The sequence below is a fragment of the Burkholderia sp. Ax-1720 genome (assembly GCF_011753035.1).
Lineage (GTDB): Bacteria > Pseudomonadota > Gammaproteobacteria > Burkholderiales > Burkholderiaceae > Burkholderia > Burkholderia gladioli.
Window position 1 is genome coordinate 1 of sequence record NZ_VWWK01000118.1, and the last position, 23,030, is coordinate 23,030.

16 protein-coding genes and 1 pseudogene are annotated in these 23,030 nt (G+C 69.2%); 2 read left to right on the forward strand and 15 right to left on the reverse strand.

Features of this window, described 5'->3' with window-relative positions; all coding sequences use genetic code 11:
• The 5 genes and pseudogenes from F3J18_RS25795 to F3J18_RS25815 all read right to left on the reverse strand — a co-directional run.
• Positions 1–328, reverse strand: a pseudogene (locus F3J18_RS25795) (sensor histidine kinase); the annotation flags it as partial.
• Between the two features lie 124 nt (positions 329–452).
• Positions 453–848, reverse strand: coding sequence for a response regulator (locus tag F3J18_RS25800; RefSeq protein WP_017920492.1), 396 nt, complete (start codon positions 846–848; stop codon positions 453–455).
• Between the two features lie 190 nt (positions 849–1,038).
• Positions 1,039–1,707: a response regulator gene (locus F3J18_RS25805; RefSeq protein WP_025097893.1), complete on the reverse strand. Its 669-nt coding sequence runs from the start codon at positions 1,705–1,707 to the stop codon at positions 1,039–1,041.
• A 184-nt stretch (positions 1,708–1,891) separates the two neighbouring features.
• The gene (locus F3J18_RS25810; RefSeq protein ID WP_166914948.1) at positions 1,892–7,000 is read right to left on the reverse strand and encodes a trifunctional serine/threonine-protein kinase/ATP-binding protein/sensor histidine kinase; all 5,109 of its coding nucleotides are present in this window, start codon (positions 6,998–7,000) and stop codon (positions 1,892–1,894) included.
• A 542-nt stretch (positions 7,001–7,542) separates the two neighbouring features.
• On the reverse strand, positions 7,543–8,394 hold the full coding sequence (locus F3J18_RS25815; RefSeq protein ID WP_166914950.1) for an AraC family transcriptional regulator: 852 nt from the start codon (positions 8,392–8,394) through the stop codon (positions 7,543–7,545).
• Between the two features lie 200 nt (positions 8,395–8,594).
• Here F3J18_RS25815 and F3J18_RS25820 point away from each other — a divergent pair, with 200 nt between their 5' ends.
• Entirely contained in the window at positions 8,595–9,806 is a 1,212-nt protein-coding gene (locus tag F3J18_RS25820) for a Bcr/CflA family efflux MFS transporter (RefSeq protein ID WP_166914952.1), read from the forward strand.
• Here F3J18_RS25820 and F3J18_RS25825 read toward each other — a convergent pair.
• The 5 genes from F3J18_RS25825 to F3J18_RS25845 all read right to left on the reverse strand — a co-directional run bounded on the left by F3J18_RS25825 (position 9,787) and on the right by F3J18_RS25845 (position 16,192).
• Positions 9,787–10,866 (reverse strand): fimbrial protein, encoded by a 1,080-nt coding sequence (locus tag F3J18_RS25825; RefSeq protein ID WP_240154706.1) that lies wholly within the window; start codon positions 10,864–10,866, stop codon positions 9,787–9,789. The genes F3J18_RS25820 and F3J18_RS25825 overlap by 20 nt on opposite strands.
• Positions 10,867–10,930: 64 nt before the next feature.
• Positions 10,931–12,082 (reverse strand): fimbrial protein, encoded by a 1,152-nt coding sequence (locus tag F3J18_RS25830; RefSeq protein ID WP_166914956.1) that lies wholly within the window; start codon positions 12,080–12,082, stop codon positions 10,931–10,933.
• Positions 12,070–14,700, reverse strand: a complete 2,631-nt coding sequence (locus tag F3J18_RS25835; protein ID WP_166914958.1) for a fimbria/pilus outer membrane usher protein — start codon at positions 14,698–14,700, stop codon at positions 12,070–12,072. Before F3J18_RS25835 ends, F3J18_RS25830 begins: the two co-directional genes overlap by 13 nt.
• Positions 14,701–14,770: 70 nt before the next feature.
• The gene (locus F3J18_RS25840; RefSeq protein WP_166914960.1) at positions 14,771–15,538 is read right to left on the reverse strand and encodes a fimbria/pilus periplasmic chaperone; all 768 of its coding nucleotides are present in this window, start codon (positions 15,536–15,538) and stop codon (positions 14,771–14,773) included.
• A 93-nt stretch (positions 15,539–15,631) separates the two neighbouring features.
• Positions 15,632–16,192: a fimbrial protein gene (locus F3J18_RS25845; protein ID WP_025097884.1), complete on the reverse strand. Its 561-nt coding sequence runs from the start codon at positions 16,190–16,192 to the stop codon at positions 15,632–15,634.
• Positions 16,193–17,019: 827 nt separating this feature from the next.
• On the opposite strand from F3J18_RS25845, the gene F3J18_RS25850 reads away from it, so the two are divergent.
• The gene (locus F3J18_RS25850) at positions 17,020–17,367 is read left to right on the forward strand and encodes a GFA family protein (RefSeq protein ID WP_046582235.1); all 348 of its coding nucleotides are present in this window, start codon (positions 17,020–17,022) and stop codon (positions 17,365–17,367) included.
• 74 nt (positions 17,368–17,441) lie between these two features.
• On the opposite strand, the gene F3J18_RS25855 is transcribed toward F3J18_RS25850, so the two are convergent.
• The 5 genes from F3J18_RS25855 to F3J18_RS25875 form a co-directional block, all read right to left on the reverse strand.
• The gene (locus F3J18_RS25855) at positions 17,442–18,395 is read right to left on the reverse strand and encodes an ABC transporter substrate-binding protein (RefSeq protein ID WP_025097882.1); all 954 of its coding nucleotides are present in this window, start codon (positions 18,393–18,395) and stop codon (positions 17,442–17,444) included.
• 118 nt (positions 18,396–18,513) lie between these two features.
• Positions 18,514–19,533, reverse strand: a complete 1,020-nt coding sequence (locus F3J18_RS25860; protein ID WP_166914962.1) for a ribose ABC transporter permease — start codon at positions 19,531–19,533, stop codon at positions 18,514–18,516.
• 61 nt (positions 19,534–19,594) lie between these two features.
• Positions 19,595–21,151, reverse strand: a complete 1,557-nt coding sequence (locus F3J18_RS25865; protein ID WP_025097880.1) for a sugar ABC transporter ATP-binding protein — start codon at positions 21,149–21,151, stop codon at positions 19,595–19,597.
• A 67-nt stretch (positions 21,152–21,218) separates the two neighbouring features.
• On the reverse strand, positions 21,219–22,220 hold the full coding sequence (locus tag F3J18_RS25870) for a LacI family DNA-binding transcriptional regulator (RefSeq protein ID WP_025097879.1): 1,002 nt from the start codon (positions 22,218–22,220) through the stop codon (positions 21,219–21,221).
• Between the two features lie 203 nt (positions 22,221–22,423).
• Entirely contained in the window at positions 22,424–22,906 is a 483-nt protein-coding gene (locus tag F3J18_RS25875; RefSeq protein ID WP_166914963.1) for a YbaB/EbfC family DNA-binding protein, read from the reverse strand.
• Positions 22,907–23,030 lie beyond the last annotated feature (124 nt).

Consider the following 23,030-nt stretch of genomic DNA (forward strand, 5'->3'; position numbering starts at 1 on the left):
CGGCGAGCCGCGCGATGCGCCGGCGCTGGCCGCGCAGGCGCGCCAGCGCGTGGGCGGCCAGCAGCGCGAAGCCGGTGCCGGGCACGATCATCAACGTCATCATCAGCAGGTGCGCATAGGGCCGCTGCATGCTCAGCGCCATCGCGCCGTTGACGGCCAGCGTGGCGCACATGAAGCCGATCCGCACCAGCGCCGCATGGCGATGGCCGCGATAGGCGACGCTGCGGGTCAGCCTGCGCAATCGCAAGAGCGGCATGGCGGCAAGCGCGCGGGGACGCGCGGACAACTCGAGGGCGTTGCTACGCAGCAAGGTCAGGGTCCTGTTCATTCCGGTTCTCCCGTCTCGATCGGATCGAAGGCACGGTGCACATGACACCATGGCCGCCGGGAGGCGCGCTATCAGACGAGAGGGCGTCCACCCCCTACCAAGGTTTATCGGGCGATGCGCAGGTTCAGGTCGCGGGCGGCCCGGGCCACAGGCCGAGCGCGCGGCCGATCCACGACTCCAGCTCCGAGGCGTCGATCGGCTTGTCGATCACGCACAGCGCGCGGCTCGCGTTGGCGCGCTCGAGCGTGCGGCCCGAGGCGAACGCGGTGATGAAGACGGTGGGGATCAGGATGCCGCGCGCTTCGAGCAGCGAGAGCAGCTCGACGCCGTCGGTGCCGGGCATCTGCACGTCGCAGACCAGGCAGCCGGTGGCCGCGAGCGTATCCGATGCGAGGAATTCGTCCGCGGTCGCGAACACGCGCGCATTCCAGCCGAACGAACGCACCAGGCTGCTGGTGGCGGCACGCACGAACGGATCGTCGTCGACGATGGATACGAGCTGGTTGGCGTCTACGGACAAAAGAAATCTCGCTCATGACCTGGTGAACGAGGCGGCTCATCCGACCATCGTCCGGGGACTAGAGTACCGCGGCGCGGGGGGCGCCAACCATCATATCGAAGTATAGGGTGACCCCGCCGCGCGCCCGCGTGGCGGGCCGGAAGCCGCGCCGGGCGGGCGTTTTCGCGACGGGGCGCCGCCGCCCGCCCCGCTAGCGCGGCGCCAGCCGCTCGATGCCGAGCGCTTCCATCTTGCGCACCAGCTCGGCCACCGAGCGCGAGTTCATCTTGCGCATGGCCTGGCCGCGATGGATCTTCGCGGTGATCTCGGCGATCCCCATGCTGGCGGCGATCTGCTTGTTCATCAGCCCGTCGGCCACGTGCTGCAGCACCTCGCGCTCGCGCGGCGTCAGCGATTCCCAGCAGGCGCGCGTCTCGCCGAGCTGGCGGTCGGTGGCCAGGCGCGCCGCGTCGCGCTCCAGCGCGCTGATCACCGCGTCGATCATGTCCTGGTCGCGGAACGGCTTGGCGAGGAAATCCATCGCGCCGGCCTTCATCGCCTTGACCGTCATCGGGATGTCGCCATAGGCGGTCATGAAGATGATCGGCATGTGCGGGCCGCCGTCGTCCATCAGGGTGCGCTGGAAGGCCAGGCCGCTCTGCCCCTTCAGGCGCACGTCGAGCACCAGGCAGGCGGGGCCGCCGTGGCGCGGCGCGGCGACGAACTCCTCGATCGAGCCGTAGGCGCGCACCTCCAGGTCGATCGAGCGCAGCAGGCCGGCCAGCGCGCCGCGCACCAGCTCGTCGTCGTCGACGACGTAGACGATGCGGGCATCGCGGCGCAAGGCGGGATCGCTTTCGGGGGGACGGGAATAGGACATCGTGGTCAGGGCATGGCCCGTGAAGGCGGCCGCCGCGCGGGCGGCCTGGGTTCGGGGGCGCCGCCGCGGCGGCAGGCGACGGGACGGCCGATGCGGCAGGCCCGGCCGATCGAGCGCGGCGTATCGATCGCGTCGGCGACGTCGTTCACATCGATCGCGTCGATCGAGCGGCGCGGCCGGCGGTTCATGGCGCGAGCAGCGGCAGCGCGAAGCTGGCGCGGGTGCCGGCCTCGGCGCGCCGCGTCAGCGTCAGCGAGCCGCCATGCGCCTCGACGATCGAATGCGAGATCGCGAGACCCATGCCCATGCCGTTGTCCTTGGTGGTGAACAGCGGTTCGAGCAGGCGGCCGGCAATGCCGGGATCGATGCCGCAGCCGTGGTCGTCGACGCTCACGCGCGCCCAGCCGCCCGGCTCCTCGTCGCAGGACAGCACCAGCCGGCGATCGCCCGCCGCCTGCCCGGCCATCGCCTCGGCGCCGTTGGTCAGCAGGTTGATCACCACCTGCTGGAGCTGGATCCGGTCGCCCTGCACCTGCACGCCGGCTTCCAGCCCGCGCAGCTCGAGCGCCACCTCCAGCGCATCGAACTGCCCCGCCACCAGGGTGGCGGCCTCGCGCAGCGCCTCGCCCAGGTCGACCGCGGTGAACTGCGGCTCGGCCTTGCGGGCCTTGGCGCGCAGCGCCTGGATGATGGTCTTGGCGCGGGTCGCGCTGAGGCTGATGTAGCGCAGCATCTCGCGCGTCTCGTCGATATCGGGCGGCTCGCGGTTCAGCCAGCGCAGCGCGGCGCTCGCCGAGGTGTCGACCGCCGCGATCGGCTGCCCGACCTCGTGCACGATCGAGGCCACCAGCTCGCCCATCGCCTTCAGGCGGCTGGCGCGTTCGAGTTCGGCCAGCGCATTGCGCAACTGTTCCTCGGCCCGCGCGCGCTGGCCATACTGCTCGACCAGCTCCTCGTAGAGCCGCGCGTTCTCCAGCGCGAACGCGGCCTGGCTCGCGATCACTTCCAGCACCGCCGCCTTGGCCGCCGTAAACACCTTGGCGGCGAGCTTGTTCTCCAGGTAGAGCACGCCCACCAGGGTGGCATGCCGCATCAGCGGCACGCACAGCACCGAGCGCGGCCGGTAGCGGCGCACGTACTCGTCTTCCTCGAAGGCCGGCGCGTCGCGCATGTCGTCGATCAGCAGGCCGTCCTGCTTGCGCGCCACCGCCTGCACCAGCGACACCGGCAGCACCTCGGCGCTGAACCCCGCCCCCTGCTGCGTGACCGTGATCTCGCCGTCCAGCACGTAGGCCTGCGCCGGAACGCGCCAACCCTCGGCGCGCAGCAGCGCGAGCACGCAATACCCGGCGCCGGAATTCTCCAGCGCGGTGCGCAGCACCGTCTCGACCAGCCGCGACGGCACGATATCGCTGGCCAGCGCGTTCGAGATCCGCAGCACGGCCTGCACGTCGAGCTCGAACAGCCGGCTGGCGGCCGAGGCGCGCACATCGGACTCGAACACCGCCGGATGATCGGCCTGCAACTGCCGGACCTTGGCCATCGCGCCCCAGCGCTGCCAGGCACCGCGCGCATGACGCAGATAGGCGGCCGCCGGCACTTCCTCGCCGCGCGCGCTGTAGAAGCGCCCCGCCAGCTCGGCGGCCAGCGCCTCGACCTGGGTGAAGCCGTGACGCCGCGCGTGGGCCACCGCGGCGGCATAGGCGGCGCCGGCTTCGGCGGCGCGATCGCGGGTGCGCAGCCATTCCGCGTGCACCAGGTCGCGACGCGCCACGAAGTTCGCCGGGCAGGCATTGGCCCAAAGCGCGAGCTGGTCGATATGCCGTTGCAGGGCCGCGTCCTGGTCGGCATCGCGGCTGCGCAGCGCGATCAGCGCCAGCGCGCCGTAATAGGCCAGGTCGCCGCTCTCGGCGAACGAGCGGCCGAACCACACGCAGGCCTCGGCGCGGCGCCGCGCTTCGAGCGCGTCCCCCGCGTCGCCGAACATCACGCCGAGCTGTAGGCGATAGACCCAGTAGGCCACGTCCACCAGGGTGACCGGCGCGCCCTCCACCGGCACCGGCGGCGGCGGCTCGCGCCGCTCGGCCGGGTCGTCCTGCAGGCGTGCCAGCAGGTTCGATTGCGCGAGCAACTGGTTGATCACCAGCAGGAAGTTCGAGTCGCGCGCCAGCACCAGCCCGCGCCGCACCGTCTCGCGGATGTCGTCGAGATACTCGCCGCCGAAGATCATGCCGGTCGCTTCGTTCGGACTGCAGTAGTTCGCGAAGGTGTGGTCGCCCGATTCGAGCGCGACCGTGTAGGCGCGCCGCGCGTAGTCGCGCGCCGAGCGCGCCGGCAGCGTCCAGGGCACCACGAAGCAGCCGAACACCATGTAGACGCGCGCCTGGTAGCGCTTCAGGCCCAGCTCGTCGACCAGGTACAGCGCCAGCCGGCCGAAGTCGAGCGTGTAGGAATAGTCGCCGTAGCGCGCGCCGAACACCAGGTTCATGCAGGTATAGGCGTTCGCCGAGGCATCGGACTGGCCGTAGGCGATCGACAGCGTCGCGGTGCGCATCACCATCAGGTCGACCAGGTTCTGGTCGGTGTACATCGCCGGCGGGATCAGGTCGGCGAGGATGTCCATCAGCGCGCGGCGCAGCGGGTCGGCGGCCACCGGCAGCGCGCGCAGGCCGTCCATGCCGTGCTCGTCGAGCCAGCCGCGCAGCCGCGCGTATTCGCGATCGACCTCGGCCACCTCGGGCTGCATCGGGATCTCGATGCCGGCGCGGCGCAGGAAGGCCAGGCCGGTGCCCATCGCCAGGTCGTAGCGGCCCAGGGTGGTGTAGAGCGCCGCGCGCAGGCGCGCCAGGTCGGCGCCGAAGATGCCGTCGCCGGCCACCGCCTCGAGCGCCGCGAGCCGTGCCTCGGCGGCCTCCAGCGCGCCCGTCATGAATTCGGCCTCGCCGCACAGCACGCGCGCGTCCAGGCCCATCTGCTCGCCGTCGTCCTCGCCGATGAAGTCGAGCGCGGCGCGGAAATACACCAGCGCCGAGTGATGCGCGGTGGCGGCCTTGGCGCGCCGCCCCGCGTCGAGATTGAGCGCGGCGAAGGCGGCCCGCTCGCGCCGCGCGTCGACCGCCTCGCGCGCCAGGTTGACCTGGGCCGCCATCGCGAACACGTCGGCCTGCGCGCCCGGGTGCCCGAGCAGCCGGCGCGCCACCAGCAGGTGCAGCGCGGCGCGCTCGCCTTCGGGAATCGAGGCATAGGCCGATTCGCGCATGCTGTCGTGACCGAACGCGTAGTCGTCGCCGTCGCTGAGGATGGTGCCGGCCTCCAGCGCCGGCTGCAGGTCGCGCACCACCTCGAACGGCGTCAGCCCCGCGGCGATCGACAGCCGCTCGATCGAGGCGCGATCCCCCAGGCAGGCCAGCAGCCGCGACAGCCTCTGCGCGGCCGGCGGCAATTGCTCGAGCTTGTGCACCAGCAGCTCGAACATGTCGTCGATGCCGCGATGGCGGGCGATGTGATCGAGGTTCCAGCGCCAGGTGGCGGCGTCGTGGTCGTAGTCGAGCAGGCCGTCGTCGGCCAGCACGCGCAGCAGGTGGCGTGCGAAGAAGGGGTTGCGCCCGGACTTGCGGTCGATCTCGGCCACCAGCGGTTCGAGCGCGGCCGCGTCGCCGCTCAGCGCGCTGGCCACCAGGTCGTGCAGCGCCGCCGCGTCGAGCGGGCCGAGCGCGATCGGCAGCGAGGCAATCCGTGGCGAGCGCAACAAGGCCTGCAGCGCATGCGCATCGTCGATCTCGTTACCGCGGAAGGCGCCGATGACTGTGATCGCAGTATCGGCATGCTGCAGCAGCACGCGTTCGAGCACTTGCAGGCTGCCGACGTCGGTCCATTGCAGGTCGTCGAGCAGCAGCACCAGCGGCCGGTCCGGCGCGGCGAAGCAGGCCAGCAGCCGCGCCATGCCCTGCAGCACGCGCTCGCGTTCGAGCGCCGGCTGCGCATCGGGCGGCGCGACCGGCTCCGGCTGCGGGCCCAGCACGGTGGCCAGCGTGGGCAGGAAGTCGGACAGCGTGCGGCCGACCGGCGTGGTGGCCTCGCGCACGCGCTGGCGCCAACTGGCGAAGGTCTCGTCGGGACAGGCCAGCACGTACTGCAGCAGCGGCTCCAGCGCCTGGATCAGGATCGCGTAGGGCGTGCCGCGCCGCCCCTCCTCGCTCTTGCCGCGCGCCAGCAGCGGCGCGCCCTCGCGCTGGATCCGCGAGACCGCCTCGTGCAGCAGGGTGGACTTGCCGATGCCCGACTGGCCCGACACCCAGGCGACGCGCGCGCGGCCGCTCTCGGCCACGGTGCGATGCAGGGACAGCAGCGCGTGGATCTCCCGCTCGCGGCCGACCACCACCTCGCTGTGGCGCAGCGAGCGCATCGCCGCGCGCGTATCGAGCGCGAACGGATCGATGCGGCCGTCGCGCCGATAGAGTTCCTCGCAGCGGCACAGATCGTCGAGCAGGCCCGCCGCGTTCGCGTAGCGCTGCTCGGGCGCCTTCTCCAGCAGCTTCAGGACGATGCGCGACAGTTGCCGCGGAATGCCTGCCATCACCTCGGGCAGCGGCCGGGGCCGGCGCGTGGCGTGGGCGTGGATGCGCGTGGCGGTGTCGCCGGCCTCGAACGGCGGCACGCCGCTCAGCAGTTCGTAGAGCACGCAGCCGAGCGAATAGAGATCGGCGCGCGCGTCGACGCGCACGTTCATCCGCGCGCCGAGCTCGGGCGCCATGTAGACGAAGCTCTCGTCGTCCCATTCGAGTTCGTCGTCGGCCCAGCGGCCGGCGCCGGGCGGGTTGCCCCGCTGCCCCTGGCCGGCCTGGTTGGCGCCGCCGCGCACCGCGAAGCCGAAGCCGGTCAGGTAGACGCGCCCCTCGCGATCGGCGAGAAAACGCTTGGGGCCGAGCGCGCGATGGATCAGGCCGGCGCCGTGCATCTCGCCGACCGCCGCCACCATGCCGCGTGCCAGCGCGAAGAACGCGAGCAGCGCCTCGCCGCCCATGCCGCCGCGCGGCAGGGGTTCGCCGCCGCGATCGGCCAGCACCAGCAGCACGCCGTCGCCATAGGGCATCAGCGCCTGCGGCACCGCGCTCCAGGTTTCGTCGAGCACGTCGCGCAAGGCGAATTCGCGCTGCAGCGCGGCCACCGCGGCCGGCGTCGCGCTGCCCCGGCCCGCCACCAGCAAGGGCGGCTCGCCGGGCGCCTGGGCGCGCTCCATGCGCGGCAGGCCGACGCTGAGCTCGATGAAGCTTCGTCTGAAAAGATCAATCATGGGACGAATCGGAACATGACGACTGACGTCGCGGCGATGTCAAGGGCGGTTATTGAAGTCCAGCAGTCCGAACGGATTATAGCGGCGGCCCGATATTATTTCCTCACTTTTATTAACAATTCGCGAGGCAATTAGATTGCACATACAACGAATAAGCTTATGCCTTATGGAAGCTCGCGCGCGATGGAATGATCAGGATATTGGCGAGTCGAGCGGCATTTGCCGCGAGTTCATCACGTCAACCGAAAACCCTTGCCAGCCTTTAGTTTTCATGGCATCGAAGTGAACCGGTTTCAAGCTTTTTTGATTCATATGCGCAATCGTCGTGCTGCATATGAAATATCTTCAGTTCTTTGAAACGCAAATCAGGCGCTGTCCCGCGCAGCACCGCGAGTGGCTTATCCCACAGTCTGGTCGAATATTGCCTCGATGAATTTTTATTGCATCTGCAGCAGATCGATGCTGGCGTGCGGCGCCCCCGCCGAGCGCGAGATGGATGTCGGACGTCGCATCGACGCCGCGGGACGAGCGCCGGCGCTCGCCTAGCGGCCCCGCAAGCGGCGACGCCAGGCGGCGGGCGTGGCGCCGGTGTTGGCGCGAAAGCGGCTGGTGAAATGGCTGGCGTCGGTATAACCGAGATGCGCCGCGATCCGCGCGACCGGCCAGCGGGTCTGCGCGAGCAGGCGCTGCGCCTCCTTCAGGCGCGCGTTCGAGACATGGCGCATCGGCGTGATGCCGAGCCGGCGGCGGAACTGGCGCACCAGTTGCGAGACGCTGAGATGAGCGACCTCGGCCAATTCGGCCAGCGAGAATTCCTGCGTGAGATGGGCGTCGATCCAGGCGGTGACCGCAGCCAGCCGCGCATCGACGCGATCGACGGCGGGTGCCCTGCCGCCCTGGTCGGCCAGCAGGGCCAGCAGCGCGAGGCTGCGCCCTTGCGCATGCAGGGCCGCGAACGGCGTGGCGCCGGCGGCTTCGCCGGCCGCGCAGGCCTCGAACATCGATGCCAGCTCGGCCGCGAGGCGCGCATGGCGCAGCGCCGTGAGCGGGCGCAGCGCGCCTTGCAAGTCGTCCAGCCAATCCTGGCGCGGATCGATCAGCACCAGGCCGTAGCTGACGATGCCCTCGCCGATCGTGCTGCCGCGCACCTCGGAGCCCGCCGGCCGGAACGAGACCAGCCCCGGTTCGCTGACGAAGCGCTCGCGCGCGGCGCCGGCCACTTGCCGCTCGCACTCGAAACCGCGGCTCATTTCGGCGTAGATCGCGTGCCGCTCGTGCGCGACGTGGAGCCTGGCCGGCGCGCCCGCCTCGATGCGGCGCCGGACCAGTTCGATGCTGGTGCCGCCCAGTCGCATGACCGACCTCGACACCAGGTTCGCATCGTATTCCCGCATGCGCGCTCCCTGAACGACCGCCGACGACGGCCGGCGGTTCGCGCGGATTCTAGCACCGGGGTTCATGCCCCGCCGCCGCGAAAAAAAACGCCGCGCGGAGCGATGCGCATTTCCTGCCAGCATTCGCGCATCGCCTGCCAGCCGCGCGCGGCGCACCCGCCTAGACTGCGCGCTTCCCGTTCGCGGCCCCGCCCTCTTCCATGCCCGAGATTTCGCTCGCCGATCGCCCCGCCCGGCTGACCGCCTGCCTTGCCCTGGTCGCCTTCCTGCCGATGCTGTCCTCGGACCTGTTCCTGCCCGCGCTGCCGGCCATCGCGAACGCCCTGGCGGTGCCGGTGGCCGCCACCCAGCGGCTGTTCGACAGTTACTTCGCCGGTCTCGCCCTGTCGCTGCTGGTCTGCGGGCCGCTGTCCGATCGTCATGGGCGCCGCCGGCCGCTGCTCGCCGCCCTGGCCCTGCACGCCGCGACCAGCCTCGCCATGGCCGGCGCGCACGATCTCGCCACGCTGTCGGCCTGCCGCTTCGCGCAGGGCCTGGCCTCCGGGATTCCGGTCGCGCTGTGGCGCAGCATCGCGTTCGACGCGCTGCCGCTCGAAGCGGCGACGCGCGCGATCTCGGTAGTGGTGCCGGTGATGGTGGTGTCGCCCGCGCTGGCGCCGATCGTCGGCGAGTGGATCGCGGCACTGGCGGGCTGGCGCGCGATCTTCGCGGCGCTGGCCGGCGTCGGCGCTCTCGCCTTCGTGCTGACCTGGGGCTTCGTGCCGGAAACGCATCGCCCCGCGCCCGCTGGCGGGGCGGCACGGCAATTGATGAGTTCGTGGCTCGCGCTGGCGCGTTCGCGGCGCTTCGTGTCGTTCTGCGCGCTGGCCTGCGCGGCCTATGCGGCCTACTTCCTGTACCTGTTCCAGGCGCCGCTGCTGCTGCTCGCGCTCGGCTACACGCCGCGCGCGATCAGTTACGCCTACCTGCCCGTCACCGCGGGCTTCGTGCTGGGAAGCGCCGTCGGCCGGCGGCTCGCGCCGCGCGCCGGCGATCGCGCCATCGTCACCGCCGGCACGGCGCTGTTCGCGGCCGGCGCCGTGCTGCTGGCGGGCTGGGGCGTCGCGGGCCGGCCGCTCGGCGCGGCCGGGCTGCTGCTGGCCGCCGCGCTGCTGGTGGCCGCCAACGGCACCCTGTTGACGATCGGCGTGGCACGCACCATGGCGCGGTTTCCAACGCTGCGCGGCACCAGTTCGGCCCTGCTCGGTTTCTCCCAGGCGGCCGTCACGGCCCTGATGGTCGGCCGCATGTCGCGGCTCAACGAAGTGCTGCCCCAGGCGCGCAGCCTGTCGATCATGATCGGCGCCTGCCTGCTGCTGGCCATGGCGGCGCTGTGGGTCTATCGCCGCGCGATCACTGATACGTCATCGTGAAGGTCAGCACCGCGTTCGCGCTGCCGGGCGTCACGCTGGCCGAGGTCTGGTAGTAGTTGGCCGTGAGCGGGATCGTGTAGGTGCCGCCCGTCGCGCTGCTGTAGCTCGTCAGCGTGTATTGGCTGTTGTACTTGAGCGCCTTGCCACTGCTGTCCTTCAGCTGCAGGCCGATGCCGCTGGCGGTCGAGTCGCTCGACAGGGCCAGCACGCCGTTGGTGCTGTCGAGCACCGCGTTGACGGGGATGAACTGGTACTGGATGGAATTCAGGCCGGCCGGGCAGGCATTGACGCCCACCTTGAAGGCCACCGCCGGCGTGGTGGAACCCACCCCGGTGAAGGCCGACTGCTTGTACGAGCCCATGTCGACGGTCACGTTCGGCGTGGTGCAGGCTGCCACGTTGATGACGGTCTGGGTCAGCGAGAAGGACTTGCGCCCGGTCTGCATGGTGTAGCCGCCGCCCTGCGTGACGGCCGCGGCGGCCTCGAACAGCACGCCGCCGTTGACCGTGCCCGCCGTGATCGGCCCGGTCTTGACCAGCGCCATCTCGGCCTGGCCGCCGTTGGTCAGCGAGTTGCCCGTGCCGCTGCAGGCCTGGCCGACCCACGGGCTGGGGAAGAACGACGAGGGCACGCCGAGGTCGGCGTATCCTAGCCAGCCGCAGCCGTTCACGAAGACGCGCACGCCGATCGCGATACCGACGCCGGGCACGTTGGTGTTCCAGACCGTGTAGCTGCCGTTAGGACTGGTCACGTTCATCCCGGCCTTGGTCAGGGACAGCGGCTCAAAGCCGGTGCCCGTCGCGCCGCCGCCGTTCACCTGGCAGTTGAAGTAATTATTGGTCATCGAGGTGGACACCCAGGTTGTCAACACCGTGCCGACCGCCGCATCGCGCGGCACCGTGATCGAGGACGGCATCGACACCGTGAAGGTCTGCGCCGTGCTCGAGCAACTGGCGGTCGCCCAGGCCGCGTGCGAGGACAGCGCGAGGACCAGCAGGGCCGCGCAGCGCGCCGCGAGCCGCCACGCCGCCGAAGCGCCGTGGCGATGAAGATGGCTCAATCGTCGTATCCAATCCGACATGCTCGCGATACCTCCGTATTCGTCGAAACCCGCTGCGCGCAACCTACTGGTACGTCATGGTAAAGGTCAGCACCGCATTCGCGCTACCGGGCGTCACGCTGGCCGAGGTCTGGTAGTAGTTGGCCGTGAGCGGAATCGTGTAGGAACCGCCCGTCGAGCCGTTGTAGCTCGTCAGCGTGTACTGCGTGTTGTACTTCAGGGCCTTGCCGCTGTTGTCCTTCAATTGCAGGCCGAGGCCCGCGGCCGTCGAGTCGCTCGACAGCGCCAGCACGCCATTGGTGGTGTCGAGCACCGCGTTGACGGGAATGAACTGGTACTGGATCGAGTTCAGGCCGGCCGGACAGGCATTGACGCCCACGTTGAAGGCCACCGCCGGCGTGGTCGAACCCACCCCGGTGAAAGCCGACTGCTTGTACGAGCCCATCGTGACCGTCACGTTCGGCGTGGTGCAGGCCGCCACGTTGATGATGGTCTGGCTCAGCGAGAACGACTTGCGGCCCGAGGTGGCGATGGTATAGGGCCCGTTGATGTCCATGGCCGTGATCGAGGCGCCCTCGAACAGCACGCCGCCGGAAACGGTGCCGGCCGTGATGGTACCGGTCTTGACCAACGCCATTTGCGCTTGGCCGCCGTTGGTGACCGAGCCGTTCGAGTTACAGGCGCTGCCTTTCCATGGCGATGGCAGGAAACCCGAGGGCGTGCCCAGGTCGCCCCAAGCCTGCCAGCCGCAACCGTTCACGTACGAGCGCACGCCGATCGCGACACCCACTCCCGGCACGTTGGTGTTCCAGACCGTGTACGCCACGCCATTCGGTCCGGTCACGCTCAAGCCCGCCTTGGTCATGGACAGCGGCTCGAAAGCCATGCCCGATGAGGGACGCACGGTATTACCCACCGGCACCACCGTGCAGTTGTAGTAATTGGTAGTGGCCGCCGTGGATACCCACGAGGTGAGTATCGTGCCGTTCGCGGCATCGCGCGGCACCGTGATCGAAGCGGGCATCGAGATCGGGACAGTTTGTGCGCTCCCCGAGCAGGTAGCGCTCTGCGCGAGCGCCCCGCGCGAGCCCAGCCCGAGCATCAGCACCGCCATCGCGAACAACCAGAACAGCAGGCGGCCGATCATCGCCGGCTTCCCAACCCGCTTCCCGCTCTCTCCCAGGCCCATCGCCCACCCCTCGTTCACTTCGTGCATACCGCCTCCGCGTCGGTCCAGCGTTGCTTGCTCGCCTTGTCCGCGACCGGCAGCTTGTACGACAGCGAGCAGCCATCGGCGGCCGTCTCGCCCCACTTCACGCTCAGCGTGCCCGTATCGCTCTTCAGCCCGCGCAGCACGATGCGGCCTTCCTGCGCCACCGTGCCGACGTTCTGACCGCTCGCGTCGTTCACTTCGGCGCCGAACGGCACCGGCTGGCCGTCGCTCATGCGCGCGCGCATGATCACCGAGCGCCCGCCGCCCTCGGTCTCGAACTTCAGGCGCACCACCGCGCCCGCGGTCGGCGCCGTGTGCTGGGCGCTGGTCTTCAGCTCGACGCTCATCGGCAGGCCCTTCGGGTCGATCTCGATCTCGTTGGTCGAGAACGGCGTGAGGCTCGACACGATCGCATGGCCGAACGGATCGATGCGCAAGCCGCTGCCGGTCGTCACGCGCGCCCCGGCGGCATCCTTGGCCTCGACGATCGCCACCGTCTCGCCCATGGTCGGCGTGAAGGCCACGCCGCCGCTGTAGGCCACCACGCCGCCCGAGATGCCGGCGCCGTACTGCGTGAAGCCGGTGCCCTTCGAGGCGTTGCCCGTGACGGTCGCGTACGGCGACATGTAGGAGACGTTGCCGCCCACGTTGGTGGTCGAATTCGCGCCGCCGCCGGTGGTGTGGCCCACGTTCACGCCGTAGCTGAGCGCGTTGTCCACGCCCAGCGAGCCCGTCAGCGACTGCTGGACCACGGTCGCGCCGCCGGTATCGCGCTGCAGGCTGGTGGACGAGTACACCACGTGCGAACCCAGGTTCAGCGGGATCGACAGGTTCAGCATGAAGCGGTTGTCCCAGCGGTTCTGGGTCACGTCGAACTGGCGCGAGGCCGACACGCCGTAGTTGATGCGCTTGAAGTTGTTGTTGTAGCCGGCCTGGTACTGCGTGTCGTTGCCGCCGCGGTTCCAGTAGTTGACCGTCGAGCCCGACAGGTAGAACGAGCCCCAGCCTTCCGGCAGGCTCTGGTTCAGCGTGACCTGGAACTGCCCGCGGCGGATGCCGCCCGAGAGCAGCCCGTTCACGCCGCCCGTCTGCGGATCGCGCAGCTGCATCGCGTCCTGCAGGCCCAGGTAGCCGCTGCTCGAGTAGCGATAGGCCGCCACCGTCACGTTGGTGTTGGTCGGGCTGATCAGCTTGCTGTAGGAGATCCGCACGCTCTGCCCGTGGCGCGAGGCCATGCCGGGCAGCTCGGTGTTGGCCTGCGTGATGTCGAGCGCGAAGGAGCCCAGCTCGGTGTTGAGCGCCGCGCCGATCACGCCGGCCAGGTAGCCGCGCGCCGCCGTCACGCCGCCGTAGCCGGTGATCAGGTTGGTGAAGCCGTGCTGGATCGTGGCCTGGAACAGCGCCGGCTTGCTCGACAGCAGCGGGTTGCGGTACACGCCGGCCGTCACGCTGAAGTGCGTGATGCCGGGGCGCAGCGAGTTCACGGCCGAGGCATACGGCACCTTGAAGGTGTGGATGCTTCCGTCGGCCTCGGTCACCACCACGTCGAGGTCGCCGCCGTAGCCGGTCGGATAGAGATCGTTGATCTCGAACGGGCCGGTCGCCACGTTGGTGCTGTAGATGATGTTGCCGTTCTGGCGCACCTGCACCAGCGCGTTGCTGTTGGCGATGCCGTGGATGGTCGGCGCGTAGCCGCGCTGCGACTCGGGATACATGCGCTCGTCGCTGGCGATCTGCACGCCGCGGAAGCCCACGCTGTCGAACATGGTGCCGTCGGTGAACGCGTCGCCGATCACGAACTGCGACTTCAGGCGCGCGATCGAGCGCTGCAGGCTGGTCTGCACGCTCTGGTAGTGCGTGCCGCCGTGCGAGTCGTAGGTGAGGTTGCCGTTGTGGCGGAAGCGCCAGGGGCCGAAGTTCAGACCCGCGGTCAGGCCCATGTAGGCCTGGGTCGAGGACGAACCCTGGTTGTCGGAGCGATAGACGTTGCCGTTGTACGACAGCAGCGCGGCGGGCACGCCCTCGTCCCAGTAGCGCGGGTCCACGTAGCCGCGCGCCTCGCGGCTCAGCGAGGCCTGCGGGATGCTGACGTCCAGGCGCTGCTCGCCGTTGTCGAAAGTCGCCACGCCGTCCGGCACCAGCATGCCGAGGGTCGCGCAGCTCGCGCCCTGATCGGTCAGCAGCTTGGTGGCCTCGGGCGACAGCTTCGAGATGTCCACGCCCACCTGTTGCAGCAGCTCGCGATCGAAGCAGGGCTGCACGTTGCCCGTGTCGCCGCCGATCTGGCGCAGCGTGATCTCGGCGCGGCCGATCCAGTTGGTATTGACGAACAGGTCCGCGCGATACGAACCCGGCGCCGCCACGTTGCCCTTGTCGAAACGGCTCACGTCCACCTTCACGCCGTCCGGATGCTGCAGGAACAGGTCGTTGAACTGGACTTCCGCCACCTGCATGCTGCTCGCGGTGGTCGCGGCCATCGCGCCCGTCGAGACGAACATCGACAGCGCGAGCACGCAGCACGGACGCGGGCGCCAGGGCATGGACAGCGGCAAGGAGGAGGTGCGTTGGTTCACGATGGCGGCCGAAACGTAGGCAAGGCTGCGCCCTGCCCTGGCGGGCATGGACGGTCTTGCATTGGGAAGGACGTGGCGCGCTACGCGCGACTCACTCGACGGGGGAGTCGGTCAGGCCTCATTTCGAGGAGGCCGCGCCTCCCAGGGGCGTGTCGCCATCGACCGAAGCGCCGTAGTCGTTCAGCGTGGTGTAGTGCACGCTGGCGCCGGCCGCCTCGAGCGCGTCGCCCGAGAGCGGGAACGCGTGCGTCTCGCCCGGGCCGATCATGCCGCTGTCGTCGGCGGTGGCCTTGCGGGCGCCCGACTGCAGCGTGATGCCGATCACCGACACGTAGTACGGCGTGGGATTGCGCGCTTCCAGGGCCGGCTTGCCGTCCACCTGGGTGAGGCGCCAGGCGAGCTGCGACGGCGCATCGGCCGACTTGCCCTTGAGATTGTCGGGGCGATAGAACAGCTTGATGCGCGAGCGGAACGCCAACTGGATGCGGTTCATGTCGGCCTCGGCGGCGCTCGGCTTGGGCGGCACTTCGAGCACGTCGAGCCAGAACACCGATTCGCGATCCTTCGGCAGCGGCTCGCCGGTGTAGACGATGCGCAGCGTCTGCGACTTGCTCGGATCGATCCGCGAGATCGGCGGCGTGATCACGAAGGGCACCTTGGTGGTGGTCGGCGCGGATTTCACGTCGCCTGCATCGACCCACGATTGCACCAGCGCGGGCGCTTGCCCCTCGTTGGACAGCTTGATCGTGACTTCCGGCTCGCTCGCGCCGTAGATCACGCGCGTGCCGCCGATCACCACCGAGGCTTCGGCGGGCGTCGTGAGCTGGCTGAACCACGCGACGCAGGCGGTGGCGATCGCGAATCTGAGTGCTTTGCGGAGCTTCATGGCATGGATCGATGCAGAAAACGTGCGAGTGGGGGGAAGCGAACGGCTGGTTCGCCCCGCCCCGCTGGTTACTTCGTATGACTATTCGTCAGCTTACTGGTAGGCGATGGTGTACATCACGCTCGAGTTCGCCGCGCCGGCCGTTGCCGCGCCGGTTGCATAGTATTGCGCGTAGAACTGCAGGGTGGCCGCGCCGCCCGTGCTCACGTTCACCGGCTTCGAGTTCTGCGAGGCATCGGCCTGGCCGAGCTTGACGGCCGACTGGTCGGCGGCGTTCAGCAGCTGGATCTCGACGTTGGTGGCGCCGCCCGTGGCGAGGATCAGGTTGCCGGTGGTGGTGTCGATCGTCGGGCCTGCCTCGAAGTAGGCGTGCACGGCCTTGACGGCGTTGGTGCCGGTGGTCGGCGTGCAGGCCGTCAGGGCGATGTTGAACGGCGTGGCACCGGCGGTGGCGCCGGCGGTGGCCAGCGAGCTGGCCGACACGGTCGGCAGCGTCACGGTGAAGTTCTTCGAGCCGCTGCCGTTGCCGTTGATCGTGCAGGTCTGGGCGGTCACGTTGCCGGAGAACGTGATCGTGCCGTCGGCGGCGAAGGCGACTTGCGAAGCCGTGGCGGCGCCCGCGATCAGCAGGGCGGAAATGAGCTTGGTTTGCATGGTGATTGGTCTCACAAACTATCTGGATGGATATGCGACGCCGCGACTATCTTCACATCAATATCGCCGCTCGACATCCAATGGCAACCCCGAAATAAACATCACGCGTCCGGATGTGTTTTGTTTCGGAACGGTCACCCTTGGACTGGGCGAATCCTAATAGAACCATGCGACTAATACTGTAAAGCATTGTCAAGCGCCGAATATCAGGCATGTAAATTAAACGTTTGCGGAACACCTCGCCGACTCGTTCCGGAACAGAAGATTTTCACCGCCTCCACAGCTCAGACGAAATCCGAAAAATCGCCGAAACACCTTGTTACACGGGCTTTCCAAGGCTTTCACGCAATCCGGAACGGCAGTCCGGAAGCCACCTGCCGCCCTGCCCGCCAAGCCTCACCCGCAACCCGCCGGAATCAATCATCAAATCTTCAAAGGAAAAACAACGGATTCCTCCCGAATCGAAACCAACGACGAACATTGTCAAATGTTTTTGACAATTCGAGACTGTGTCCAATCGTCAACAAGGACAAAAATAGACAGGCTCCACAATGCCGAATACGCAATCCCAAACAACCAGAAATAAACCTTGATTATCCGATTAGACCATTTTCAATAAGCACTTATCAGGCGTCCGCGGTTATCGAAATACAGCAACAGGATTTCGATAATCACCCGGCCATTCGATAATCGGACTCGCTTTGGATAACGGTATCCGCCTTGTGCGTCCTGACTGCAGTGCAGCATGCCCCGGCGCCGGAAAAGCGCGGCGCGCGGCGGGCCATCGCCTATAGTGAGTGGCGTCACTCGATCATCAGGAGGCGCGCATGAGTTACGAGGGAAGCTGTCATTGCGGACGCGTGGCGTTCCGCGTGCGGGGCGAACCGGCCGGCGCGATGGCCTGCAACTGCTCGATCTGCCGGCGCAAGGGCTCGCTGCTGTGGTTCGTGCCGCGGGAAGATTTCGAATTGCTGACACCCGAGCAGGATGCCAGCAGCTACCGCTTCAATACGCACGTGATCCGGCATCGCTTCTGCCCCGCCTGCGGGATCCATCCCTATGCGGACGGCGCGGCCCCGGATGGACGCCCGATGACCGCCGTCAACCTGCGCTGCATCGAGGAGATCGACCTCGAGGCGATCCCCGTCACGCATTACGACGGGCGCGCGCACTGAAACGCCAAAGCCGGCCGGGCCGCGCAAGGCGCGGCGCCGGCCGGCTTCTTCGGTACCGCCCCGTCAGGCCGGGCTCAGTGCGAGCTCCAGCCCTTGTAGCCGGCGACGTTGTCGCGCGTGATCAGCGAGGGCTCCAGCAGGATCATCGGATTGGCCGGCTTCTTGCCGTTCATCACGCCATAACCGACCGTCACGGCCTCCTTGGCCATCGCGTAGGGGTCCTGGCTCGCCGAGGCCTGGATCAGCGAATTCGACTTCAGCGCCGCCTCGATATCCGGCGCGCCGTCCACCGAGGTGATCACGATATTGCCGCGATTGAACTGCTTGGCCGCCAGGTCGGTGCCGATCGCCTGCGGGTCGTTGATCGCGAACACGCCGTCGAGCTTGGGAAAGCGCGTCAGGTAACCCTGCATCGCCGCCAGGCCGCCGTCGCGAGAGCCGTTGCCGTTCTGGTCCGAGGACAGCAGCTTGATGCCGGGATTCTTCGCCAGCACGCTCTTGCAGCCGGTCACGCGGTCGATCACGGCCGACACCTGCGGCCCGTTCTCGATGATCACGTTGCCCTTGCCGCCGATCTTCTTCACCAGGTAGTCGCAGGCCAGCTCGCCCGCCTTGACGTTGTTGGTCTGCACCGTGGCATCGGCGCCGGCCGCGGCCACGTCCACCGCCACCACCGCGATGCCGGCCGCCTGCGCCTTCTTCACGGCCGGCAGGATCGCCTTCGGATCGGCCGCGTTGAGCAGGATCAGGTCGACATGGGCGGCGATGAAGTTGTCGATCTGCGTGAACTGCTTGTTCAGGTCCCAGTCGGCCGAGATCGCCGTGACCTTCACGTTCGGGTTGATGGCCTTGGCCTGCGCCTCGGCGCCCTTCACCACCGTCACGAAATACGGGTTGCCGAGCGAGCCGACCGTGATGCCGATCGACTTCAGCGGCTTGTCCGCCGCCTGGGCGAGCTGTGCCGCGCCGGCGGCGAACAGCAGCGCGCAGGCCGCGCCGGCCCGCAACGAGCTCTTGAGCTTCAACATGAGGTTTGTCTCCGTGGGTCGATGAGGAAAACGGGCGCGCGGGACCCGACGTCGCGCCGCTGTCGAGGACGGGCCGGTTCCGCCCGGCCCGCGTGAACAAGGTGGCAGGTGCCTCGCTTCAGGTATGCGCCGAGCTCTGCCGGTAGCGGTCGAGCGCCACCGCGCCGATGATCACCAGGCCCTTGATGATGTACTGCCAGATGTCGGACACGCCGAGCAGCACCAGGCCGTTGGACAGCACCGCGATGATCAGCGCGCCGATCAGGGTGCCGACGATGGAACCCACCCCGCCCACGAAGCTGGTGCCGCCGAGGATCACCGCCGCGATCGCGTCGAGCTCGTAGGACTGGCCGAGCTGCAGGCCGTTGGCGGCATACAGGCGCGCCGCCGACATCAGCGCGCCGAGCCCGGCCAGCAGCCCCGAGGCGCCGTACACGAACAGCTCGATGCCACGCACGTTGATGCCCGACAGGCGCGCCGCCTCGCGATTGCCCCCCACCGAGTAGATGCGCATGCCCAGCACGGTGCGGCGCAGGATGAACCAGGCGGCGGCCACCACCACCAGCGCGATCACCACCAGCCAGGGCACGCCGAGGATCGCGCCGTTGCCGATGAAGGCGAACGGCAACTGCGGGTTGAAGATGGTCGAATCGTTGCCGAGCAGGCGCGCCACGCCGCGCACCGCGGTCAGCGCGCCGAGCGTGACGATGAAGGGCGGCAGGCGCAGGAAGGCGATCAGCGAGCCGTTGACGAGCCCGAACACGAGCCCCACCGCCAGCGCGATCGGCACGCCCAGCCAGCCCCAGCCGGCGATGTTCGAGCCCAGCAGCGAGGCCACCGCGGCGGCGGCCAGCACCGAGCCGACCGACAGGTCGATGCCGCCCGTCAGGATCACGAAGGTCATGCCGGCGGCCAGCACGATATTGATCGAGGCCTGCTGGGCCACGATCGAGATGTTCTGCCAGCTCGCGAAACCGTCGGTCAGCAAGCCGAAGCCCAGGCAGAGCAGCACCAGCACCGGCAGCATGCCGGCGGTGCGCATCAGCGACTGCATGCGGGCGCGGTAGCCCGCGTCGGCGCGCGTCTCGCGCCGGGCCGGGCCCGCGCCGGCGGCGCCGGGTTGGCTTTGATCGTTCATGTCGTCCTCCTGCTGATATCGAATAGGGATGCTCGTGAGGTGATGCGCAGGCGCTCGCGCCTCAGGCCGCCGCGTCGAGCGGCTCGCCGGAGCCGGTGGCCAGCGCGATCACCGCCTCCTGCGTGAGCGCGCTGCCGGTATGCCCGCCCAGCTCGCCGACGATCTCGCCCTCGCGCATCACCAGCACCCGGTCGGCCACGCCGATCAGCTCGGGCAGCTCGCTGGAGATCACGATCACGCCCACGCCCGCCTTGGCCAGCTCGTTGATGATCCGGTAGATCTCGGACTTCGCGCCGATATCGACGCCGCGGGTGGGCTCGTCGAGGATCAGGATGCGCGGCTGCGTCTCCAGCAGGCGCGACAGCAGCACCTTCTGCTGGTTGCCGCCCGACAGCGCGCCCACGTGGATGCGCGCGTTCGGCACGCGGATCGACAGCGAGGCGATCGCCTGCCTGGCGCGCTGCGCGCCGCGCGCGCGATCGAGCACGCCGCCGGCGCGCGCATCGCGCCCGCATACGGCGATATTGATGTTGCCCAGCACGCTCATGTCGAGGAACAGGCCCTGGCGCTTGCGGTCCTCGGTCAGGTAGACCAGGCCCGCCTCGATCGCCTCGCGCGGCGTGCGCATCGCCAGCGCCCTGCCCTCGATCTCGATCGAGCCGCGCGTGCGGGCTTCGGCGCCGAAGATCAGCCGCGCCAGCTCGGTGCGCCCCGCGCCCACCAGGCCCGCGATGCCGAGCACCTCGCCGGCGTGCAGCTCGAGGCTGCAGCCGCGCACGCGCGCGCCGTCGGCGATGTCGCGCACCGCCAGCAGCAGCCGGCCCGGATCGTAGGGCGCATGCGCCTTCTTGTAGAAGCCCGACATGTCGCGCCCGACCATCATCTGCACCAGCCGCTCGGCCGACAGCGCCTCGCGCTCGAGCGTGCCCACGTAGCTGCCGTCGCGCAGCACCGAGACGCGGTCGGACAGCTCGTAGATCTCGGCCATGCGATGGCTGATGTAGATGATCGCCAGCCCCTCCTCGCGCAACTGGCGGATCAGCGCGAACAGGCGGTCGGTCTCGCGCGAGGACAGCGGCGTGGTGGGCTCGTCCATCACCAGGATGCGGGCCCGCGCATGCACCGCGCGCGCGATCTCCACCAGCTGCTGGCTCGCGATCGACAGCGTGCCGACCAGGGTGCGCGGCCCGAAATCGGCGCCCAGGCGCTTGAGCACGTCCTCGCAGTCGCGCTCCATGGCGGCGCGGTCGATGGTCGGCAGCCCGAAGCGTCGGCGCCGCAGCTCGCGGCCGACGTGGATGTTCTCGGCCACGCTCAGGTTCGGCGCCAGGCTCAGCTCCTGGTAGATCACCGCCACGCCGAGCGCGCGCGCGGCCAGCGGCCCATCGATCTGCACCGGCCGGCCGTCGACCAGGATCTCGCCGCCCGGATCGGCCCGATAGGCGCCCGACAGGATCTTCATCAGCGTCGACTTGCCGGCGCCGTTCTCGCCCATCAGCGCATGCACCTCGCCGGCGCGCACGCTGACGCAAACGTTGTCGAGCGCGCGCACACCGGGGAAGGACTTGCAGATGCCGCGCATCTCCAGGATCGGCGGCGTCGGCACGGCATCGGTCATGACATACCTCGCTTGGAACAATGAGGAAAGGAAAACGAAGCGCCTCGGCGCGGCCCGGCGCGCCGGCTCATCCGCTGCACCCGCAGGAATCGCGTATCCGCAGCGCCGGCGCGAGCCGGTGCACCGAGTAGTCGCCGCCGGGCTCGGCGATGCGCCGCATCAGCAGGTCCACCGCGCGCGTGCCGATCTCCTCGAGCGGCTGGGCCAGCACGGTCAGCCGCGGGCTCACGTACTCGGCCCAGTCGAAATCGTCGAAGCCGACCAGGGCCATGCGGCCCGGCACCGCCACGTCCGCCTCGCGCAGCGCATGCATCGCGCCGATCATCATCAGGTTGTTCGACACCGTGATCGCGCTGGGCGGCTCGGGCAGCGCCAGCAGCGCATGCACGGCGCGCCGCGCCGGCTCCTTGTCTGAATGGCCGCATCGCACCAGCTCGGCGTCGAAGGGCAGGCCCGCGCGATCGAGCGCGAGCCGGTAGCCGTCGAGCCGCTCGACCGAGGTCGGGATGTCGGGCGCGCCCGACACGAAGCCGATCCGGCGATGGCCGTGCCCGACCAGGTGCGCGACCAGGCTCGCGATCGACTCGAGGTTCTCCACGCCGATCTGGTCGAAGCGGCCGGTGGTGATGCGGTCCACCATCACCGAGGGAATCCGCGCGGTCTCCAGGTAGTCGAGCGCGCGCCGCTCGGGGCCGACGGTCGGCGCCAGGATGATGCCGTCCACGCGGCGCTGGTGCAGCGCCTGCACCACGCGCAGCTCCTGGCCCGGATCGTCGTGCGTGTCGGCCAGGAACATCATCAGGCCGCGCCGCGCGCATTCGGCCTCGATGGCGCGCACCGTTTCCGAGAAGTAGTGGTTGGTCAGCGCCGAGATCGCCACGCCGATGGTGCGCGAGGCCGCGCCGGCCAGCGCCTGGGCCAGCGTGTTCGGCACGTAGCCGGTCTTGCGGATCGCCTCGCGCACGGCCTCGACCGTCGCCGGGCTGACCTTGCGCGTTCCGTTCAGCACATGCGAAACCGTGGACATGGAGACATTCGCCTCGCGGGCGACATCTTCCATCGTGGCCATGCATCGTTCTCCGTGACGGCGGACGGCACCGTGCGCGGCCGTCTCCAGGCAGCGCCAGCCCGCTCCAACGCGAGCTAGTATAGAGAACGCAAGCGCTTGCGCAAGCGCTTTCGTCTAGGAAAAAACCCGCAGCCGCGGGTGGATTCCGGCGCTTGCCGAAGCGGCGACGAAAAGAGGAAGGCGCGGCGCGACGGCCGCCGGCGCTAGCCGCTGGTGGTGACGGCGGGCGATGCCGTGCCGCCGGCCGGCGCCTCGGGGCGCGGCTCCAGCCTCAGGCGCACGCGCAGCGGTTGCAGCATGTCCGGCGGCGGCGCCGGCAGCTTCACCGCGCCGAGCACCTCGCGCAGGGCCTCGTCGACCTGCACGGTGCCGAGCGTGTCGAATTCGACGCGTGTGACGGCGCCGTCCCTGCCGATCCAGGCGTACACCAGCACGTCGATCGGCGCGGGCTCGGCGGCGGCCGATTCCGGGCGGGCGGCCAGCGCCTGCTGCAGGTGCTCGGTCTCGCCGTCCTCCCTGCCCAGCGAAATCGCGAAACGCTGCCCCGCGTCCTGCGCGTAATGGATCCACGAAGCGGGCGCGGCGCCCTGCTGCAATTGCGCGCTCGCCGCCTCCGGCGCCAGGGCGGCGCACGCCAGCGACACGGCCGCCAGCAGCGCGCGCCAGGCCTTGCCAAACCGATTCATGCTGGGTTCTCCTGTTGATCCCGCGAACCGTCTCAACCGAGGTCGAGCGGCACGTAAAGGCGCGCCGCGCCGCGCTGCACCAGCAGGGCGAGCGCACCGCGCGCCGCGCCGATGCCGGCCGCCA

Coding starts and splice junctions, on each gene's coding strand:
- F3J18_RS25805 (WP_025097893.1), bottom strand. CDS start 1,707: ATGTCCTATTCCCGTCCCCCCGAAAGCGATCCCGCCTTGCGCCGCGAT.
- F3J18_RS25810 (WP_166914948.1), bottom strand. CDS start 7,000: ATGATTGATCTTTTCAGACGAAGCTTCATCGAGCTCAGCGTCGGCCTG.
- F3J18_RS25815 (WP_166914950.1), bottom strand. CDS start 8,394: ATGCGGGAATACGATGCGAACCTGGTGTCGAGGTCGGTCATGCGACTG.
- F3J18_RS25820 (WP_166914952.1), top strand. CDS start 8,595: ATGCCCGAGATTTCGCTCGCCGATCGCCCCGCCCGGCTGACCGCCTGC.
- F3J18_RS25830 (WP_166914956.1), bottom strand. CDS start 12,082: ATGCACGAAGTGAACGAGGGGTGGGCGATGGGCCTGGGAGAGAGCGGG.
- F3J18_RS25835 (WP_166914958.1), bottom strand. CDS start 14,700: ATGCCCGCCAGGGCAGGGCGCAGCCTTGCCTACGTTTCGGCCGCCATC.
- F3J18_RS25840 (WP_166914960.1), bottom strand. CDS start 15,538: ATGAAGCTCCGCAAAGCACTCAGATTCGCGATCGCCACCGCCTGCGTC.
- F3J18_RS25845 (WP_025097884.1), bottom strand. CDS start 16,192: ATGCAAACCAAGCTCATTTCCGCCCTGCTGATCGCGGGCGCCGCCACG.
- F3J18_RS25850 (WP_046582235.1), top strand. CDS start 17,020: ATGAGTTACGAGGGAAGCTGTCATTGCGGACGCGTGGCGTTCCGCGTG.
- F3J18_RS25855 (WP_025097882.1), bottom strand. CDS start 18,395: ATGTTGAAGCTCAAGAGCTCGTTGCGGGCCGGCGCGGCCTGCGCGCTG.
- F3J18_RS25860 (WP_166914962.1), bottom strand. CDS start 19,533: ATGAACGATCAAAGCCAACCCGGCGCCGCCGGCGCGGGCCCGGCCCGG.
- F3J18_RS25865 (WP_025097880.1), bottom strand. CDS start 21,151: ATGACCGATGCCGTGCCGACGCCGCCGATCCTGGAGATGCGCGGCATC.
- F3J18_RS25870 (WP_025097879.1), bottom strand. CDS start 22,220: ATGGCCACGATGGAAGATGTCGCCCGCGAGGCGAATGTCTCCATGTCC.
- F3J18_RS25875 (WP_166914963.1), bottom strand. CDS start 22,906: ATGAATCGGTTTGGCAAGGCCTGGCGCGCGCTGCTGGCGGCCGTGTCG.